Annotated in this window: 13 protein-coding genes and 1 tRNA gene; 9 read left to right on the top strand and 5 right to left on the bottom strand. The window is 46.9% G+C overall.

What is annotated here, in order from left to right:
* Positions 1–17: 17 nt before the first annotated feature.
* The 5 genes from UL82_RS08820 (at position 18) to UL82_RS08800 (ending at position 10,425) form a co-directional block, all read left to right on the top strand.
* Positions 18–3,179: an ATP-dependent DNA helicase gene (locus UL82_RS08820; RefSeq protein ID WP_046440484.1), complete on the top strand. Its 3,162-nt coding sequence runs from the start codon at positions 18–20 to the stop codon at positions 3,177–3,179.
* Entirely contained in the window at positions 3,176–6,445 is a 3,270-nt protein-coding gene (locus UL82_RS08815; RefSeq protein WP_046440482.1) for an ATP-dependent helicase, read from the top strand. Before UL82_RS08820 ends, UL82_RS08815 begins: the two co-directional genes overlap by 4 nt.
* 128 nt (positions 6,446–6,573) lie before the next feature.
* Positions 6,574–7,641: a potassium channel family protein gene (locus tag UL82_RS08810; protein WP_046440480.1), complete on the top strand. Its 1,068-nt coding sequence runs from the start codon at positions 6,574–6,576 to the stop codon at positions 7,639–7,641.
* Positions 7,642–7,648: 7 nt separating this feature from the next.
* Positions 7,649–8,362: an NAD(+) diphosphatase gene (locus tag UL82_RS08805; protein WP_046440478.1), complete on the top strand. Its 714-nt coding sequence runs from the start codon at positions 7,649–7,651 to the stop codon at positions 8,360–8,362.
* Positions 8,359–10,425, top strand: a complete 2,067-nt coding sequence (locus UL82_RS08800; RefSeq protein WP_046440476.1) for an ATP-dependent DNA helicase UvrD2 — start codon at positions 8,359–8,361, stop codon at positions 10,423–10,425. The genes UL82_RS08805 and UL82_RS08800 overlap by 4 nt, the downstream gene beginning before the upstream one ends.
* On the opposite strand, the gene UL82_RS08795 is transcribed toward UL82_RS08800, so the two are convergent.
* Entirely contained in the window at positions 10,358–11,287 is a 930-nt protein-coding gene (locus tag UL82_RS08795) for a hypothetical protein (protein WP_046440474.1), read from the bottom strand. The genes UL82_RS08800 and UL82_RS08795 overlap by 68 nt on opposite strands.
* Positions 11,288–11,359: 72 nt before the next feature.
* On the opposite strand from UL82_RS08795, the gene UL82_RS08790 reads away from it, so the two are divergent.
* Entirely contained in the window at positions 11,360–11,869 is a 510-nt protein-coding gene (locus tag UL82_RS08790) for a M48 metallopeptidase family protein (RefSeq protein WP_046441436.1), read from the top strand.
* A 71-nt stretch (positions 11,870–11,940) separates the two neighbouring features.
* On the opposite strand, the gene UL82_RS08785 is transcribed toward UL82_RS08790, so the two are convergent.
* Positions 11,941–13,323, bottom strand: a complete 1,383-nt coding sequence (locus UL82_RS08785; protein ID WP_046441434.1) for a zinc-dependent metalloprotease — start codon at positions 13,321–13,323, stop codon at positions 11,941–11,943.
* 173 nt (positions 13,324–13,496) lie between these two features.
* Between UL82_RS08785 and UL82_RS08780 the strand changes: the two genes are divergently transcribed.
* A complete protein-coding gene (locus tag UL82_RS08780) occupies positions 13,497–14,543 on the top strand; it encodes a YlbL family protein (protein WP_046440472.1) in 1,047 nt (348 codons plus the stop codon).
* Between the two features lies 1 nt (position 14,544).
* Here the strand turns inward: UL82_RS08780 and UL82_RS08775 are convergent, their stop codons facing one another.
* Positions 14,545–15,177, bottom strand: a complete 633-nt coding sequence (locus tag UL82_RS08775) for a hypothetical protein (protein WP_046440470.1) — start codon at positions 15,175–15,177, stop codon at positions 14,545–14,547.
* 88 nt (positions 15,178–15,265) lie between these two features.
* Entirely contained in the window at positions 15,266–15,766 is a 501-nt protein-coding gene (locus UL82_RS08770; RefSeq protein WP_046440469.1) for a PPA1309 family protein, read from the bottom strand.
* A gap of 160 nt (positions 15,767–15,926) precedes the next feature.
* Here UL82_RS08770 and UL82_RS08765 point away from each other — a divergent pair, with 160 nt between their 5' ends.
* Complete coding sequence (locus tag UL82_RS08765) at positions 15,927–18,890, top strand: UPF0182 family protein (protein WP_197719642.1); 2,964 nt, start codon at positions 15,927–15,929, stop codon at positions 18,888–18,890.
* A 182-nt stretch (positions 18,891–19,072) separates the two neighbouring features.
* Positions 19,073–19,146, top strand: a tRNA-Met gene (locus UL82_RS08760).
* A gap of 1,010 nt (positions 19,147–20,156) precedes the next feature.
* Here the strand turns inward: UL82_RS08760 and UL82_RS08755 are convergent.
* Complete coding sequence (locus tag UL82_RS08755) at positions 20,157–20,456, bottom strand: hypothetical protein (protein WP_126363894.1); 300 nt, start codon at positions 20,454–20,456, stop codon at positions 20,157–20,159.
* Positions 20,457–21,219: the final 763 nt, after the last annotated feature.

Below are 21,219 nucleotides of genomic sequence, written 5' to 3'. Positions count from 1 at the left end.
CATGACACACTAGGAATATGACTTCACCCATTCCTACTGTTCGGCTAGTAACAAAAAACGCACAAGTACCACTGCGTGAGTGGGATAGTCAGTTATTTCTTAACCCTAAGGGCATCTGGCGGTTGCGCGGAGTAGCTGGTAGTGGGGTATCTACCCTGCTAATGGATACCGTAGCTCATCAGCTGCGTCAGGGGCGAAGCCCAGATGAAATACTTGTGATTGCTGCTAGTAAAGAAGCCGCTTCCCGCTTGCGCGAGGGGATTATTCACCGAGTTATTGGCCTGGATTATTCTGCGGCAGCGACCATGGTGCGCTCAATTCACTCTTTAGCTTTTGCATTGGTGCGCAGTAGTTGTGAAGAACAATTACGCCTTATTACTGGTGCCGAACAAGATGCGGTGATTCGTGAATTATTAGCGGGTCATGCTGATAGTGGAGCTAGTATGTGGCCACAAGAGGTACGCGAAGCAGTCAATTTATTAGGTTTTGCTCGCGGGATTCGCGACTTTTTATTGCGTGCTACCGAACGTGGACTAAGCCCGGAAACCTTAGAGCAATTAGGTAAGAAATATAACCGCGATATGTGGTACTCGGCAGGTGCATTTATGCGCGAGTATGAGCAGGTTATTTCACTTCGTGGCCAAAATTCGTTGAGCGCGGCAGAGCTAGTAACCAAAGCATTAGAAAAGCCAATCGAGGATCAAGGCTGGAAAATGGTGCTTATCGACGATGCCCAGCACCTTGACCCCCAGTCGGCACGATTAATCACCGAGTTATTAGCTTTTGCTGAATTCGGTGTGATTGCTGGCGATAGTCATCAGCTAATTCATCGTTTCCGGGGCGCTAGCGCAGAATTTTTAGACACCTATCCCGTCGATCACACTGTAGAACTTACCTCTTCGTGGCGCACCCCTATTAGCGAGGTAGAGATTTTTCCTACTGCTGCTGCCGAGTCGACGTTTGTTGCTGATACCGTGCGTCGGGCGCATTTATTAAATGAGGTGCCGTGGTCTCAGATTGCTGTGGTGGTGCGCTCGACGAGTCAGATTGGCCAGGTGCGACGTCATTTATTATCAGCCGGGGTGCCGGTGCATGTTGATCCCACGGCGATTGTGCTCAGCGAGCAAAGAATCGTCGCAAATTTATTAATTGCCGCGCGGGCATTAACCCAAAGGATTACCAATGCTGAGCTAGAGGAGTTAATTACGGGCCCAATTGGTGGCGCTGATCCAGTAACCATGCGTCGGCTTTTCCGTAGTTTCAGACAAGTTGAGCTACGGCGAGTGCTGGCCGATCCTGATGCCGATTCTTCTTCGTATGGGCGTCGAGCAATTGATCTGATGCGTTTGCTGGTACTTCCTGGTCAAGATGAATTACAGCGTACTGAATTTCTGTTGGATGCAGCGACAATATTAACCCCTATAGAAACAGAAGTATTAGAGCGGATTCGTGCTGTTTTTTCTGCTGGAGAACAAGCCCTGCATCAGCAGGCTTCGGTAGAGGAGATTCTTTGGGAATTATGGAATGCTACCGGACTTGATCAGCATTTACTTGCTATGAGCTTGCGCGGTGGTGCTATTGGTTCCCAAGCTGATCGTGATCTGGATTCCGTTATGGCGCTTTTCGACGCTGCTGGTGACTGGGTAGAACGCTACCCGCAGGCAAAAATAGCGTCGTTTGTCACCCATATTGAAGAACAAATATTGCCTACTGGTGTGCGTGATCGTCGCTTAGCTACCCCAGATGCAGTACATATTATGACTGCACACGCTACCACTGGATTACAATGGCATACTGTTATTGTTACCGGTGTACAGGAGGGAACCTGGCCGGCTTTGGGGGAAACTGGAACGCTTTTTGCCCAAGAAGAGTTAGTCGATCTTATTGATGCTGATATAGATCCAGATTTACCTATTAGTCGCAGTAGCGACCGGCTTAATGACGAACGAAACCTCTTTTATGTCGCCACTACTCGTGCTACTAAGCAGTTGGTGATTACCGCTGTTGATGCCCCAGATGCAGACGAGGTATTGGAAGTATCACGGTTTATCACTGAGCTGTCCACAATGAAAGAACACCCCGAGGCATCTAGTGAAGCAGAGCCACTAACGCTTTTTGATGTTTCAACAACTGTTCAGGCACCTACTGAAGATAATGCCTTAGGCTACCAACGTCTGCTTTCAATTCCAGCAATGGTTGCTGAGTTACGTCGGGCACTGATCGATCCAGCGGCAACAACCCGACAGCGAGAGCAAGCAGCGAGGCAACTTGCTCGTCTAGCCCAGGCAAAGATACCTGGTGCACATCCGGATCAATGGTGGGGATCTGGGGGCGTAAGTGATATGAGTAATCGAGTAGTTATGGCATTATCACCGTCTAAAATTGATAGTGGCTTGCATTGCCCATTGCGTGCGGCATTGTCTTCAGTGGTGAATGAAAATGAAGAGAAATCGGTCCACAGATTAAAAGGCACTCTGGTACATGCGTTTGCCGAAGCTTTAGGTAATGGGGTGGATGCAGAAGAAGCAGAGGCTATGGTTAGTGCTGCTTATCGACGTCTTCTCCAGGAACCTTCCTGGAAAATTGAATCCACCATGGAAGAATTCCAACAATTGTTGGTTAAGCTAAAAGCATGGATTGAGGCAGCTGCAGGTGGTTTTGACTTGGTAGGTACTGAAGTCAAGGTCAATGTTGATGTGTTACCAGCAGTAGCAGAATCTGATCGGCAGGGCTTAGACAAGCTTATTATCCGAGGACGTATTGACCGCCTGGATAAGGTTAAGGATTCAGACAGCTACCGCATTGTTGATTTTAAAACGGGTACCCCAAAAACCAAGGAGCAAGCCCAAGAAGACGCACAGCTTATGAGCTATCAATTAGCGCTGCGCAATGGGCAGATACATAACGCTGAGGTATTAAGTAACACTGATATATCCGGTGGGCTAGCTATTGATTCTGCGCAATTGGTTTACCCGGCAAGTGGTTCACAGAAAATTGCTATCAGAGATCAAGCGTCGAAAGATAAAGAACAGTTAAGCGAGTTTGCCCGGTTATTGCCATCATTATTAATCCAGCTACGTAGTCCACAAATTATTGCACGTTTGAATAACACATGTAGCCATTGTCCCTTAACTACTTTGTGCCCAGTCCATGAGGACGGAAAGGTAGTCATTTCATGAAGATAAATAACCAGGAACTTATTGGGGCAGTTGAATTATCCCAGTTAGTAGGCATGAAATTTCCGCCTACCCAACAACAAAGCCAGATTATTGAACATGGACTAGCACCACTATTGGTTGTTGCCGGTGCCGGGGCTGGAAAAACTGAAACCATGGCTTCGCGGGTGGTGTGGTTGGTTGCTAACCGCCTGGTTGATCCAGAACAAGTTTTGGGCTTGACCTTTACCAATAAAGCTGCGCGGCAATTGGATCAACGTATTCGTTCACGATTACACCAGCTTGCATTAAGCCCAGATATTGCGCGCATTGATCCGGATCATAGTTTGCGGGATAAAATTGCGACTACATCACCGACGGTGAAAACCTACGACTCTTATGCCGGTAGTTTGGTTAGTGAATACGGTTTATTATTGCCAGTAGAGCCAAGTTCTCGGTTGATTACCCAGACTGAACTATTTCAAATCGCCTACCACGTGGTTGAGTCTTATCAAGGGCAGCTACCAACTTCTAATAGTGTGGCTACAGTTACTCGCCGGCTACTTCATCTTGTCTCGGAGATGGATAATCATATGGTTGATGCCGCAGAGATTATTGAAGAAACCAAACCAGTATTATCCCTGGTAGAAGAACTTAGCGAAGAGGCTAAACGACCACCAAAGTATTTAGCTGATTTAGCCGCCGTACAAAAGTTACGCTTAGCGCTCTTGCCTTTGGTAGAAAAACTTAAAGCTACGTTGGCCGAAAAAAGGCTTATTACCTTTGGCGAACAAATGAGTTTAGCTGCTCGATTAGCTAGCCAACGAGAAGCAGTAGCGACAAGCCAGCGTCAGCGCTTCAAAGTCATTATGTTGGATGAGTATCAAGATACCGGCCATGCGCAACGCATATTATTAAAATCCTTATTTGCTGGTCAAGCAGTTACTGCTGTGGGAGATCCCATGCAGTCGATTTATGGTTGGCGCGGTGCAACAGCTGCTAATCTGGAACGATTTGTAGTTGATTTTGCCGATGGTAAAACTTTGGCTGATAAAAAAGAACTCACTACTAGCTGGCGTAATCCAGATATTGTGTTAGAACTAGCTAATAGTGTTAGCGCTAGTTTATTAGAACGTGGGAATGCCCCACGTACAGTATCGCCGTTATCTTCGCGTGCTGGTGCACCAGTTGGTGAAGTACAGCTAGGGTTTTTTGATACTCGGTTTACTGAGCGGGCATTTGTTGCTGATTATTTACAAAAACAATACGAAAATCGCCAACAGCGGTTTTATGATCGAGGCGAACAATTTACTGCCGCAGTGTTGGTGCGTAAAAATGAGCATACTGCGTTAATTGCTCAAGAACTTGCTGATCGAGGGGTACCTTTCGAGGTGGTCGGTCTTTCGGGGTTGCTCAATATTGCCGAAGTCGCAGACCTCATTGCACTAGCGACGATATTGCTTCGCCCACAAGATAATACGGCAGCAATGCGAATTATTTCTGGGCCACTAGTTGGTCTTGGGATAGGTGATATTGAGGCATTAGCTGCTCGAGCACGTAATCTTGCTGCTCATGCACAGGTAAATAAAAGTAGTGATTATTCTGAGGATCCAAAAGAAAAACTTCAGCAGATTATCGACGAAATTTCTCCTACCATCCCAGAAGCTGTAGTCGGTTTAGGCGATGCTATTGCTGATCTTGGGGAAGCAGATCGCTTTAGCGTTGAGGGGTATCGACGACTAACTCAGTTATCGGCACAATTGCGTATGCTGCGTAATCGTAGTTTGCGTCACTCTTTGCCGGATCTTTTTGCTGATATTGAAAAAACTTTTAATATTCGCACAGAGGTACTAGTTCGCCAAGATCCACATGCAGATGGGGCAGCAGGTACCGCGCATTTGGATCGTTTTGCCCAAGAGGTTGCTAATTTTGCCAAACTTCCTGGTGCTCACCTAGGTGCATTCTTGGATTATTGTGCATTGGCTAAGGATGAAGAAAGTGGTTTAGAGCCAGGCGAAGTACATGTTAGTGCCGATCGAGTACAGATTTTAACTGCCCATAAAGCTAAAGGTTTGGAATGGAAAATAGTTGCATTATTGCATACCGATACGCAAACCTATAAGGCAAAAGCAGAAACCTGGCTTACTAAAGAACAGCATGTTCCTTCCACCTTGCGCGGTGATGTGGCAGAACAAGACAATGTTACTGGTGCTCCTATTCTAGATCTCAGTGATATAGAAAAACCGGTTGATCTTAAAAAGGCGATGGATGCGCATAAGGCAGAGTTTCGTCAGGGGCAAGAAGAAGAAAATGCGCGTCTATTTTATGTGGCCATGACCAGATCAGAGCATGATTTGCTTATTACTGGTGCTTTAGCAAGCGGTACGGGTAAGGCGAGTTTGGATAACCCTTATCCGTATTTTCAGCAGTTAGTCGATATTCGAGGTGACTTGGTTGTTCAGTGGTGTAAACAACCAGAGCTCACCGGTGATACTGAGTTTGAACTACCACAACCACCGGCAGAGTATTTTCCCCGGCACTTTGAGGTGCTAGGCCAAGAAGCAGTTTATCAAGCATTGGATTCTTTGCCGGAGTTAAATACCGATGGTGATTTATTTGAATTGTGGGAACAAGAAACCACAGCTCTTATTGAAGAATACAAAGCATTAGCAGCACCGGTGGTAGAGGTAACACTAACTACTGAGCTTACGGCTACGGATATTGTGGCGTTAAGCCGCGATCCGGAACAATTTGCCCGTCGGTTGCGTAGACCTATTCCTTTTAAACCTAATTCCTATGCTAAACGTGGTACCGAGTTCCACCAGTGGCTTGAAGATCGCTTTGGCCGAGCCAGCCTGCTTGATGAATCAGAGCTACCAGGTAGCGGCGAAGAAAAAGTAGCAAATGTAGAAGCTCTAAAAGAAGCCTTTTTATCCTCAGAATGGGCGCACCGGACACCTATGTATGTGGAACAGCCGTTTGAAGTTTCCGTTGGCAGCCATATTATTCGTGGTCGGATGGATGCTATTTTCCAGCAACCCGATGGGTCGTGGTTCATTGTGGATTGGAAGACAGGGCATCGACCAACAGCACAAGAGTTGCGATCAAATCGCGTTCAATTAGCGGTATATCGGGTGGCTTGGGCTAAGTTGCAAGGAATAGACCCAGACTTGGTAGGGGCGGCTTTTTATTATGTTGGTGATAAGTACCTGCTAGCACCGCAGGATCTTCCTGATGAAAAGGAACTAGCTAGGCTAGTAGAAAGTGCCTCAGAAAATGTCGATAGTTAAGCAGTTTTTAACTGGTGAGTAAATATGTTTGACGAGGTTTGCTAAAATCATACGGTTATCATCGTGGGTTGTTTGCGCTGAATATTGGATAAAAACAACGGAAATAGTCTTAGTTAAGGGTGTAGGTTATGCCGAATAGGTATCGCGATCGTTTTCATGATGATGAAGACGTACAAAATCTACCCGAATTTACTTTATTAGGTACGATTCGCATTCCTGATGGGCATGCGATTCATCCGCTACGGCTTATCGCTCGGCGGTTGCTCTATGCCTTGATATTGACACTGTTTTTGTCGATGTCGGTATATTTCGATCGTGGCGGATATTCGGAACCACTTACTTTTATCGATGCCTTATATTATTCAGCGGTATCGCTTTCTACCACAGGTTATGGCGATATTACTCCGGTAACGCAACAGGCACGATTATTTAACATTATTGTTGTTACTCCGTTGCGGGTGGCATTCCTGATCCTTTTGGTCGGCACTACCTTGTCCGTACTTACAGAACGCTCGCGTAAAGCGTGGCAAATTCAGCGTTGGAGGAAGAAAATGCGCAATCACACGGTGGTCATTGGTTTTGGTACCAAGGGTCGTTCTGCTGTGACCGCGATGCTAGCCGACGGGGTGTCGCCTAAAGATATTGTTGTTGTTGACACCGAAGTTGAAGCACTCGATCATGCTGAGCATCTAGGTATTGTTACGGTGAAAGGTAACGCTACTAAAGGCGATATCCTTAAACTTGCTGGTGTTCCCCGGGCTAAGGCAGTAGTTGTGGCACCAAGCAGTGACGATACCGCAGTATTAGTTACTTTGAATGTTCGTGAGCTTGCCCCTAGCGCCTGGGTGGTTGCTAGTGTTCGTGAGTCTGAAAATCATCATTTATTGGAACAATCCGGTGCTGACTCAGTGGTTATTTCTTCGGAAACCGCTGGCCGAATGCTTGGTCTTGCCACCGTGACCCCATCCGTGGTGGAAATGATGGAAGACCTTTTATCCCCGGATGAAGGCTTCTCTGTTGCCGAGCGGTTGGTTATGGAAGACGAGGTGGGTGCAAACCCACGGCATTTGGCCGATATCGTATTGGGTGTGGTGCGCTCGGGTGAGCTCTACCGTATTGATTCACCGGAAGCCGAAACCGTTGAACCAGGTGATCGCCTTTTGTATGTGCGCCGTGTGTTTGGCACCGGAGCATAATATCGCCATGCAGCTATGCATGCTTTTCGACGAGCACGGAAATACGCTGTATACCCCGGGTGGTCACAGTATCCAATATCTGCCTCCGATTCCGGGATATACAGTTATTGAGGTTGCTCCTGGGTGTTATGCGCAGCGCATTACTGCAGAGCATAAGCCCGCTGGATTATGGCAACGACCTCATACCCCTAAAGCTTTGCGCGCATTAGCTATTGTGCATAATCAGGAGCGGCAACAATTTAGTGCTACCAGCGGCTTGGCACTTCAGTATCACGACCCGGTGGTGGCTACTACCGATACCGGTGAGATTATTTTTCCACGTATTGATCCAGCCGTTATTGGTCTTATCCGCGATCCGGATAATCAGCGCATTATGTTAGCGAAGAATCGACTGCGCAATTCTTACTATTCTTTGATCGCTGGTTATGTGGAGCTAGGCGAGACTTTTGAAGAAGCAATGGCACGAGAAGCCTGGGAAGAAACCGGGCGTAGGTTAGACAATATTACTTATATTGCTAGCCAACCCTGGCCATTTTCTGGTTCAGTTATGGTGGGCATGGCTGCAACGACTACTGACGAATACGCTCAAACTGAAACCGATGATGAACTCGAAGAAATAATCTGGGTTGATCGGGGACAGCTGGCGAATATTGCTTTGCCACCTCGGTTTTCTATTGCGTATCGGTTGATAAAAAGCTGGGTGAAAGGAGAGATTATATGAGTGTCAACCTTGACCACCTCGACTCCGATCAGCGCATTGCTGCCACTGCACCGCGCGGTCCAGTAGCTATTTTGGCTGGTGCCGGAACGGGTAAAACCCGCACCATTACTTATCGTATTGGCCATCTTATTGATCGTGGACAAGCCAGTCCGAATCGAATTATGGCGGTTACTTTTACTACGCGTGCGGCAGTAGAAATGCGTCATCGCCTACAGATAATGGGCATTGGTGGTGTGCAGGCACGTACTTTTCACTCGGCGGCGTTGCGGCAAGTGCGTTATTTCTGGCCACAGATTGCAGGCAATCTACAATGGCAGGTTTTAGATCAAAAATTCCCTTTGGTTGCTCGGGCAACACGGAGTGTAGGGGTAGAATCCACTACGGAAAACGTACGCGATATTTTAAGTGAGATTGAGTGGGCAAAAGCACGTTTGATTAGTCCAGAGGGGTATGAAGCTTCGATAGGAAGTCGGATAACCCCACAATCACCGTCGAAAATTGCTGAGATTTATCGGCGATATGAGCAGTCTAAAACCACTTCTAACGGTATGTTATTGGATTTCGATGATTTATTACTGCATACAGCTGGTGCGATAGAAAATTCACCGGCGATTGCAGAGGAATTTCGGGAACAGTATCGTAGCTTTGTTGTTGATGAGTACCAGGACGTTACCCCATTACAGCAGCGGGTGTTAAATGCGTGGTTAGGCCAGCGAGATGATCTCACCGTAGTTGGTGATGCAAATCAGACAATCTATTCTTTTACCGGGGCAACACCTGATTATCTATTGGGTTTTTCGCGTACGTATCCACATGCCACTGTGGTGAAACTGCAACGCGATTACCGCTCAACACCACAAATTGCACAACTAGCCAATACCGTTATTGATAAGGCAAAAGGTCGTGCTGCTGGCACCCGGTTAGAATTACAAGGCATGCGCCCAGCTGGTCATACCCCAGAGTTTCGAGTCTATGATGACGAACCAGCAGAAGCGCGTGGAGTAGCTGAAAAGATCCAACAATTGGTTGCCGAGGGGCATCAGCTCCATGATATAGCGGTGCTTTTCCGGATTAATGCCCAATCTGCATTGTTCGAACAAGCACTTGCCGATAAAGGCATTACCTACCAGGTGCGCGGTGGAGAAGAGTTTTTTAATCGCCCAGAGATCAAACAAGCGATAAGCGAGCTTATCCGGGTAGCACAACGCGATGATCTCCCGGAAGACGCTGTGGGTAAAAATTTACCTCGGCTAGTGCGTGCCGCATTGGCTAGCTTGGGACTGAGTAATCAAGAACCTGAAGGTGAGCAAGCTAGAGCTCGGTGGCAGTCATTGAATGCTCTTGCTGAGCTGAGCGAGGAACTAGGTTTAGCCATTCCTGATCTAGATATAAAAGGCCTGATAACTCAGCTTAATGAGCGGGCTCAAAGTAAACACCCGCCTAGATCATATGGAGTTACTTTAGCCTCTTTGCATGCTGCCAAAGGCTTGGAATGGAAAATTGTATTTTTGGTGGGACTAGTTGATGGTACTCTGCCTATTTCTCATGCTATCCGTTCTGGGGATGAAAGTATTGAAGAGGAACGCCGTCTGTATTATGTCGGTATCACCCGGGCGAAAGAATATCTTTTCCAATCGTATGCGCTATCTAGACAAGAAGGCGGGCGTAGCGGACGCAAACGCACTCGTTTTCTTGATGGCGTACTAGCAGATGCGCCAAGCAAACCAGTAGCAAAAACAAAGCACTATAAAACGTGTCGGGTATGCGGCAGTGTATTGCTAAGTTCTAGCGAAAAGGTCATGGGGCGCTGCGTGGATTGCGCAAGTGAACACGATAGTGATCTTTTTGATGCCTTACGTGCCTGGCGGTTGGCACAAGCTCGAGAACACAATGCTGCGGCCTTTACAATTTTTTCCGATGCTACCTTGCATGCCATCGCTGAAGCACGGCCAACCAATACTGGCGAATTATTAGCTCTGAGCGGGATTGGACAGGTCAAGGCCGAGAAATACGGCGCGCAGGTATTAGCGATTGTGGCTGAGTTTGTTGCTGGCGAAAATTAAAGCATTCCACGCATAGCGGATGGGTAGACATTATCCGCCAGGAGCTACCATGCCCATAAGCACCAAAGTGGATTAACCGATGCGGTTTAATTGTCCGCGTCGGTAGTCCAGGAGCTGGGGTAGGCAAATAAAGATTGGCTACTAGCGCGCAAACTTGGCTGGCAAGTGCGATATGAGTAAGCGGATCGGCATTAATATGGCTAGTCTTTTGGGACATAATTTCGTGCCAATAAGGGTCTTGGTCATGCAACCGGAGCACTAAACAGTACGGACACGGCCCGGTTCCATGAATCCGGGTTGGACCGATAAGGATCCGGCCGTCAATAATATTGGCCGGAATAATCGTCGTAAATTTTCCAACAATATTAGCTAACTCAGCCATGTGGATAAGTTCATTAATAAGTACAAGTGGGGTATCAGGATCAATATTTGCCAATACCAGAGCGGTGTTTTCCTGGGCATTGAGTCGAATAATTGGAAAACCAAGATCGTTGAGTAATCGAATGGTGGCAGTGGTTGCCACGCCACGACCAATTACTGCAATATGTGGCAGTTGGGTACAGCTATGAAGAACCCCTAGGGTAAGTAGTTCATTGAGGAGAACTTTGGCACTATAACGATCCATCCCAATCGCGCCTAGTTGATCGAGTAAATAATCTTTTCGCATGGGTTGGCGCAGCCGATGAAAAATGTGCACTAGTGGTTGGCAAAGATAGTCAGGCAATTCCACAATTCCTGATCGAGTGGCATCCATACCAAATTGGAGTGCATGTGGACGCAGGAAAATATGCGCGCCGGGATTAAGAATAACTGTGTCGGTGATGGGGGAGGGCAGTCGGATTTTCTTGTGAGTTGTAGTCATGAGCAGGTGGGCTGCTTTCTTTAGGATCTCCCCAGACCCATGTGGGTTTATATTAACTTAGAATTATTTACGATGGCTACACCTACCAATATTCAAGTGATTCGTTCCTCGAAACGCACGAAGAGCGCTCAAGCGCGTATCGACGGCGATACTCTCGTGGTACGCATACCGGCATTTTTTACTCAACAACAAGAAGAAGAAATGGTGGCCACTTTTTTAGCACGGCTGGAGAAGCGAGCAGCGAAAAAACCCACGACAGATGAAAAACTTTATCAGCGAGCCAGAGAATTAAATAAGCGTTTTTTAAAAGACCAAGGCCGCATTGGTTCTATTCGCTGGGCAGAACAAAAAACGTTGTGGGGTTCGTGTAGCAGTATCAGCGCAGATATTAGGATTTCGAATCGGCTACAAGATGTGCCAGACTATGTGCTTGATTCGGTGATTATTCACGAGCTTGTGCACACTTTTGTCACTAGTGGGCATAATGAGGAGTTTTGGCGGTGGGCACGTACCGCACCAAAATTTGAGCGTGCCGAAGGTTTTTTAGAGGCCTGGGGCAAAATAACAAAAGCTCATAGTTAGTGAAGGTTGCATAAAAATAGAGCTGCTTTTTGTGGTTACAATAAGCAGCTCTAGGTGAGAAGTCTTAACGATTAATCTGTTGATTCGTCATTATTTTCTGAGTTCTTTTTATTTTCCAGCTCATCTTCAGCACTATAACCATCGGATTCTTGACCATTTTTCAATAGCTCTTCTAAAGCTTCGATCTCAGCGATTGGATCATAGTTACTATCCGCAGTATCAAGGAGCGAGTCAATAAACTCGGCACTATTGGTGATGTCTTCTGCTGTTGGTAAGAAATCAGGATGATCCCACACCTGGTCACGGCGTTGGGTACCTACCGCATTAGTTACTCGCGACCACAGCTCACTGGCTTCGTCGATACGCGGTGCTTGGAATTCGATCCCAACTACCTTAGAAAAAGCCTGCTCTGTAGAACCACCACTAGCACGGCGGCGCTTAAATGCTTCGTGGAGTTTTTCCGTGGTAGGTACATAGGCAGCCAAAGCTTTCGGCACCACATAGTGAACCCAGCCTTCGATGAGCGCAAATAATGTTTCCAAGCGAGAACTTGCTGCTGCATTACGTGAGCTGATTTTAGGGCTAAGATCAATGCCTTGTAGCCGCTGCATAGCATCTTGGATCTGGTTGGGATCACCAGATTCAAGGTTCATATCGCGCATAGCTTCTTCAATATGAGAGGTATCAATAACTAGACCAGCAGCATATTCTTCGACACTTGCTACCAGTTGTTCAGCTAACCAGGGCACATGGTTAAAAAGTCGCTGTCGGGCGGCTTCGCAGGCTGCTAGATAGATCAGCACATCTTGTTGTGGCAGGGAAAGATCGGCAGTAAGTCGGTCTAAATTTTTTACTAATAGGGCGCTTACACCAGCAGGGGCGAGCGGAAGCGCAAAATCAGTGCCAGAAAGTGCCTGCTCGGAAAGATCACCAAGAGCATTACCTAATTGCATGCCAAAATTCATGCCCGACATCTGATTCATCATATTAAGCATCGGGCCCACCATTTCGCGTGCCTCTTCTGGTAAGGCATCTAACTGGGCGTTATTCATATTTTCGGCTACCGGAGTAACCAAACGTTTCCACATCGGCAAGGTATGAGTAAGCCACTGTTCCTCATTCCAGGTTTCTACTTTGTTATTAGAGGCAGGCAAAATAGTTGTGTCATCTAACCACAGTTCAACCAGGCGAATTGCCTCAGCAACACGCTCGCTATCGCTATCACTAATTACAGCTGGAGTGCCGATCTGCTGGCGGGCAATACGTTGGGCTAAAGAATAATTAACCGGTCCTTGCCCATCCGGGGAGTTCATAGAAGAACCCATACCAGAAAGCATTTGCCCGAATTGGTTAAGCATATCGCCTAAACCACCAGCACCAAAGGGATTATTATTGTCGCGGTCATCATCGCCACCGCCGAAATTAAAGGAAAAACCAAAACCGTTAGAATTCATAACTACCACGCTACCGCGTTTTCCATGATTAATGCCATGAACCATGCGACGCTGTGAGCGAACTTTATTGAAAAATACAACAGATAGCCTAGGATGCTCGTCGATAAGTAGTTAATAGGCTAATCGGTGTTTAACTTCTTGGGTATGCATAAGAATTGGTAGCCTAAACACTTGTGAAACGACGTTTGCTGACCATGACCTTAGGCGCTATCCCGCTTCTTGCTTTAACCGGGCTGGTCACTTTTGATCGCATTCCTGGCACGAGTATTAGCTTGACCGTGCCTTATGCGGCGGAAGGACCAGGGCCAATTTTTAATGCGCTTGGTCAGATAAACGGTACCGATGTAGTAGAAATTAACGGCATTCCACTTGATAAAACCACCGGTGAGCTGAATATGACCACAGTTTCGGTGCGTACCGGAATGACTCTGGCGCAGGTTATCAGCAGATGGCTTATCGACGGCGATACCATTGTTCCTATCGAGCACATCTTCCCGCAAGGAAGCAGCGAAGAAGAAGTTCAAGAAGCGAACCAATTAGCTTTTAGTAGTTCAGAAGCAGCAGCAACAATTGCTGCCCTGACATATTTAGGTATTGATGTTGGCACTGAGGTGGTTGCGCTTTCGCAAGGCTCAGCAGCTGAGGAAGTCCTTGAAATAGGCGATAAAATTGTTGCTATTGATGGTTCTACCGAGGTAAGTCCAGAAAAAATTAAAAATCATGTGGGTGGTAAAAAACCACAGGAAAAAATAACCTTAAGCATTGAACGAAAAAATCAAACCCGCGATGTGACCTTAGTGCTAGGGGAAAATCCACAGGACAAAACCAAAGCATTTTTGGGGATTTCTATGACTGCGGTTCCTAAAGATGGTATCTCGGTGGATTATCACTTAGAAGATATTGGTGGACCATCTGCCGGAATGATTTTCTCTTTGACCGTTATTGATAAGTTAAGCCCCGGCGAGCTTACTCAAGGAAAGAAAATTGCTGGTACCGGTACAATTTCCGAAGATGGTACGGTAGGGCCTATTGGTGGTATTAACCATAAAATCGAGGCAGCAGTTAATGCCGGTGTTGAAGTATTTTTAGCCCCCCAAAGCAATTGCGCTAGCGTGAAAAAACGTGATGACATCACCATTGTTAGTGTTGACAATTTAGGTGATGCCATTAATAAGCTAAGCGATTATGCCCAAGGTAATAAGGTAGCTACTTGCTACTAGGTCAAGCCGTAGTGCTTGTGGTTATGTGCGTTGTTGCAGAAGTTTCGGTGGGTTCTAAAGTTTCCTCAGCATCCTGGTGGCTATCTTGGTTGATTAAGCCTAGCTCGTTGATTCGTTCTTCTGGATCAATATCATCGGTAGAAACCATTTGCTGCATGACTAAGCCGCGTTCTTTATCAACCACTGTAATTACTGCGGTGCTGCCAAGAATTGACCAGCCCACAATTCGACTATCGGTTTCTTCTAACACACGTGAACTATTTAACCCAGTTAATAGTTGAGCAGTAGATGCAGCCTTGACCTCAGAAACAAAGAATTGGAATTGTCCTACCTTTGGCCCAGAACATGCCATAGAATCACGCACCCCATTATCGTCGCAGGAGCTGAATTGATCGAATAGCTCATCGGGGACAAGCGTATGGAAGCTTTGTCGAGCCTTTTCAATTTGGGCATCAATTTTGGTTGTCGTGGTGGTCTGAGTCAGCGTAGCTGGTGCACTAGAAGAAGTAGTTGATGGAGCAACGTCTACTGCTGTGTTTTGCGTTGTTAATGACTGATCGGTGGCATCATTTGTGCTACAAGCACTTAAGGTTAAAAGAGCTGCGGCAGCACAGAGGCATAGACGCTTCAACATAAACTCCTTAGGGGTCTTTTCTTGGCTATTAGCGTAGCGCACTAGAGCTTTGAACACGCTACTTAGCGCCTAGGTGGTAAAAGTGGAGCTAATCAAAAGTTGCTCGCAAAGCAGCAATAACTCCTGGAGCGAGATGTACTCCACCGCGTAGTTCGACATTATCCTCAGCAAATGCCCCTTGGCTAGCTAATTCTTCTTCGCTGGGGCGTAATTGCAAGAGGGTTAATTCTGCTTCACCACGTAACACCCCGGAAAAAAGGCGCGCTGGGCGTGGGGTCGGATCAGCGGCGCTGGTATCGCGGAACATAATTTCTTGGGCAAGTACTGCCCCAAGAACCTGATCTGGCCAGGCGATACGCGATATGTAATCGCCGAGTTCTTCTGAACCAGGTTCAATATTATCGGGTAGTTCTTGCACGACAAGAGCAAGTGGGGCGCCATCTTCTTCGTCGAGAACGTCGTCAAGCAAACGTGCGTCGACAAGCCCAAAAAGGGTAGGAGGGGCATCCCATCCTTCGGCATGGATAAAATCGACCGCTTCTAGCATGGCCTTATTTAATGCCTGTGGAATAAGCGCAGGTGTACTCATTTACTTAGCCCTTCTCAACTTTTCTCAGAAAACTCCCGTAAGGTGGAACACTATCGTTGAAAGTGTAAAAGGTCAGTGTTGTTTTCTCGAATCACTCTTGATCCTGATGGACTGGGTGGGAAAACAAACTTGGTTTTAGAAAAGGAATGAGGAAAAGGCGTTGGCAAATAGATTTGCTTCATCGTCTCCAGAGCTTCGGCGTCCACCGAAGATGCTGTCATGGATTGTTACTGCAATTTTTGTTATCGGTGCGCTTCTGCCTACCTTCATTGGTGTATACACCGATTGGCTATGGTTTGGCGAAGTAAACTTCAGGGGAGTATTCAATAAGGTGATCCTGACCCGGATTGCTCTATTTTTCTTCTTTGCGCTGATTACTACTGTGATTACCTGGTTGGCTGGGTGGCTTACCTATCGTACTCGTCCTAAAACCATGGATCTTTTCGAGTCTGATAATCCGATTGTGCAATATCGGCGGATTGTTGAGCGGTCTTTACGGACATTTTTATATGGGTTGCCCATAGTAATTGGTGTTATCGCTGGTTTCTTAGGTCAGCGTTCCTGGCAGACCGTACAGTTATTTTTAAACCGCCAAGATTTCGGCATGAATGATCCACAGTTTGGTATGGATTATGGGTTTTATGCGTTTAGCTTGCCGATGATTCAAATCATGATCGGGATGCTTTCTACCGCGGTAACGATTGGCTTTTTTATCACCCTAATTGGGCATTATCTATTAGGAAGTATCCGTATTGGTAACCGTACCGCAGGGGTAACCGGCGGTATTGCTGCTCCGGCGCGTATTCAGTTGGCGTTGTGGGCTGGAGCTTGGATGTTACTCCGAGCGTTGAATTATTGGTTTGAACGTTACGATTTGCTCAACAATCGCCACGATACTTTCACCGGCGGTAGCTATACCGATATTAATGCGGTATTGCCGGCACGGATTATTTTGCTCGTTATTTCAGTCGTTGTGGCTGTGTGTTTCTTTGCGACGGTTGTACTCAAAGACTTACGCATTCCCGCTGCTGCTACTGTGTTGATGCTATTAAGTTCGGTAACTATTGGCGCAGTGTGGCCAATGATGATGGAACGTTTCTCCGTTTCACCAAACCGTGCCGAAAAAGAATCCGAATATATTGCGCGCAATATTGAAGCTACCCGATACGGTTATGGCATTACCGATAGCACCGTGACCTACCTAGACAATTGGGGTGCCGAAGGTGCTTCCAATAGTGCAGTTGCAGCAGATGTTGCCACTATTAACAACATCCGTCTGCTTGACCCAGAGGTCTTGAGCAAAACCTTTACCCAGCAACAACAGCTGAAAAACTTCTATGGATTCCCCGATTCTTTGGCTATGGATCGCTATGAAATCGACGGCGAACTACGTGACTTCGTTGTTGCTGCGCGCGAGATTAATCCCAATGCATTGCGCGATAACCAGCGCGACTGGATTAACCGCCACACTGTTTATACGCACGGCAACGGTTTTGTTGCTGCCCAAGCGAATCAGGTGGATGAGGTTGCCCGTGATGTAGGCTCGGCGCGCGGTGGATATCCTGTATACACCGTCAGCGACTTAGAAACCTTGCGTAATGCACAAACCAATGAAGATGTAGAAAAACTCGGCATTGAAGCTACTGAGCCACGCATTTACTATGGGCCACTTATTGCTAGTACCACCGATGGCCGCGATTATGCGGTGGTAGGCGCCAACGATGGCAACTCCGTGGAGTACGACACCGATACGTCAACCTACACCTATCAAGGCCAAGGCGGAGTCAATATTGGTAACCTCTTTAACCAGGCTGCTTTTGCCGCCAAATATGGCGAAATGAACCTCATCTTGAGTGAGCGGGTTAACTCTGAATCCAAGATTCTTTTTGATCGTGACCCCCGCCAGCGCGTACACAAGGTTGCTCCTTGGCTAACTACCGACGGCACAACCTACCCGGCAGTTATCGACGGCCACATTAAGTGGATCGTCGATGGGTACACCACGTTAGATTCTTTACCATATTCCACTCGCGTTTCCCTTTCGCAGGTCACCAACGATACTTCAGCACAGGTGGGTGCTGGTGCCCAATTTGCTCTCGACGAAGTAGGCTATATCCGTAACTCAGTGAAGGCAGTTGTGGATGCCTATGATGGCACAGTAGAACTTTATGAGTTCGACGAAAATGATCCCGTCTTAAAGGCTTGGCAAGGAGTATTCCCTAACACGGTAAAGCCAAAGTCAGAGATCGCTGAAGAACTGATGAACCATATCCGCTACCCAGAGGATATTTTCAAGGTGCAGCGTCAGATGCTGACCCGCTACCACGTAGAAGATCCACGCGAGTTCTTCACCAACGACCGTTTCTGGTCAGTTCCAGCTGATCCATCTGCGCCAGAAGGAACCTTAAGGGAAGCATCCCAGCCTCCGTTTTATGTAGTAGCTGCTAGCCCAGAAACTGGCGAAGCTAGCTTCCAGTTGATTACTCCATTCCGTGGCTTAAGCCGTGACTACTTAGCCGCGCATATGTCTACTAGCTCGGATCCGGATAAGTATGGCCACATTACCGTGCGCGTCCTACCGACGAATACCACCACCCAAGGTCCACGTCAGGCACAAGATGCCATGATGAGCTCGGATACCATTGCTGCGGATATTACTTTGTGGCAAAACACCAATAAGCTCACCAACGGTAACCTGCTTACTTTGCCAGTTGGTGGCGGCGAGATTCTCTACGTGGAACCGTTATACTCGCAGCGTAAAGATCAAGAATCCGCCTTCCCGAAGCTGTTGCGCGTGCTGGTCTCTTATAAAGGACAGGTTGGTTATGCACCAACAATCTCTGAGGCACTTAGCCAGGTAGGTATTGATCCATCAGCAGCCCAAGATCTCAAAGATGCCGTTGATCTTGACACCACACCAAAGGATAACAATGCGCCAGCACAGCCTTCTGCACCAGCATCCGGCTCGGGCACTGAAGGTGAAGCTATCAAGCGAATTAACGACGCTCTTACCGGTTTAGAAAAGGCACGTAGTGGTTCCCATGAGGAATATGGTCGTGCACTTGATGCCTTAGATAAGGCCGTTGCTGATTATCAATCACTTAACTCGCAGGCTAATAGCTAAAAAGTTTAACGGCTATGGTTACGGTTATGGCGGCCATAGTGTAGTGATTTAGCTAGTTGGTAGTAAAACACTAGCTGTGATCCCCAGGGCAATATGCGATTGCTCTGGGGATTTGTCATTTATAACTTAGAACGGTAGAGTTATCACTCGTTGTAAGGAACAATTTGTTTCTTCTTCTCCGTCGCGGGGTGGAGCAGCTCGGTAGCTCGCTGGGCTCATAACCCAGAGGTCGTAGGTTCGAATCCTGCCCCCGCTACTAATTTGGAACCCTCGGTTCGTGAAAACGAATCGGGGGTTTCTTGCATTTCGACTCAAACAGGGTAGAGCCCTTTGCCGTACCAGTGTTCTGGGAGTGTGCCGGTAGTCATTTGTATTCTTTCCGAGTTGTTGTTGATGGCTTTATATCGCGTCGCTTTTAGTGATAGCGAAACTTAGCTCAGCACCGGAGATTAGTCACCTTTACTGGCCGCATTCGGTGTTATAGCACTGACTCATGATAACGATATTGACTTCAATTTCATACCGCTTTTGTTTCGATTCTTATTTATCAGTAGGTAAATCGCAGAATCTATCCGTGGAGCTAGAGTAGAATGGTCTGCACTTTTTCAAGATGTGAGCTGCTCTTTACAATCAGATTTTTGATTTCTCAGTTTGGATAATGGGGAGTAGCTCATAGTGATACCGCGTGTTACCTATTTTAGGTAAATATGGAGACCAGACCGTCGTCTAACACCGGTGTCTGCGGATAGGCTTTGAGTGCTACTGGTCAGAGCTTTTTAGGGATCGATTATCCCGAACTCGATTGCATTCTCTTGCCCTGTTATGGTTTTCCGCAACCCGAAAACCAATCTTGTGCCGAATCGGGCAGCTCAATATGGACTGCTCGCAGTATGTAATCTAGCTGTTCTAGGTGCTCCTCTTGGTTCTCTTTAAAAATTGGTTCATGATGCGCGAACGATCTAGTAGTTTCTTTAGTTTGGAGGCCTTGTCGCAGAGCGCACCACGGTTGATAGACTCTGTGAGAGCATCATGAGTGATTTGTTTAACCCGACGTCGCTGCAATGTCATGTTCGCAATATTGAAGAAAAAGGAGCTTTTTGCGAAATACCCGCCCGACCCTTCGTGGTATGAAGTAAAGCTACAGGACAACGAATTCACACCCACTGGCTACTTAGTAGTGCTGCAAAGCACCCCACAGTTTTCGTTCCAAAGGTTGAAGCCTCTTCTCGCCAAAGCATGAAGACACCTCAGGAGACTATCTCCCTTTTAGATTCCCCCTAGTAACATCGCAACGCACAGTAGGATCGGCCAGGCTAGAAACGTCAAAATTGACGCTACACCTAGGATTAAACTTTGCCAACGAAAAGCAAATACGAGCCCAACAGTAGGAATAAAGGCAACGCAAACCCAGTAAGCCATTTCCCAGTAGCCGGAACGATCATTAATAAATGGAGTAGCAATCCACACAGTGATCAACGCTATTAGTAGAAAAGCGACCTTGACGGGATGAGCTGTTTTCGATTCCACCATTTGACCTATCCCTTGTTTAACGTATTTTACAGCCATGGAAACGGGGAACAACCTTTGTCGACGCCTCAATGCAAGTGCGATCAATCCCTCCATACTTACTCTTAATCGCCCGCATTCCATCAACGAATGCCCGATCGCAAGCACATACATTCGCATTCGGTTTACCTAAACAAAGATCATGGTTCATACATACGTGATCCGCAGAGTTTTGCGGTGCGCTGCCATTCGTTCGGTCACGGCCACACCAATTCCAGCGCTCCATAATGCCCAAGCCACCCCAGTCTATGAATGGGATCGGATCGTTATCTGGACTAGAAACATCTACCTCAACTCAAGAAGTTGATTTTTTCCTATTAGGGATGAATAAGATAACGATAGCTAACACTGCGAAAGCAACACTGATTCCGTATGGCCATTTAGCAAATTCGGAAATTGCCATTAAAGCAACCAAAATTGTAACTAGAACCTTGTTCCACATGGTCATGCTCCAAACTATTTTTAATCTTTCTCGAAGAGAGATTTACTTTAGTTGCACTCTACTATCCATATAGTGGCATTTTCACGTGACATTGGACGCCTTCTTTCAGTGGAAAGTTTGTTGGAACTCAACTTGTTGCGAAACGGCAGTGTGAGTTCATACTAAAGATTTGCTGTACAAATGTTATTGCACCCTCGAAGGTAGCTTTTCAGACAGATAGTTTCTTTTCGCCATTTACTTCACAAGCTTTGAGATCAGGTCACCGAAGGGAATTAGACAACTTCGAAACCTATTTCAACCGCGCCTGCTTGGTCATGCTTC

The sequence above is a fragment of the Corynebacterium kutscheri genome, assembly GCF_000980835.1.
GTDB lineage: Bacteria > Actinomycetota > Actinomycetes > Mycobacteriales > Mycobacteriaceae > Corynebacterium > Corynebacterium kutscheri.
This window is presented reverse-complemented; position numbering and strand designations above follow the sequence as displayed.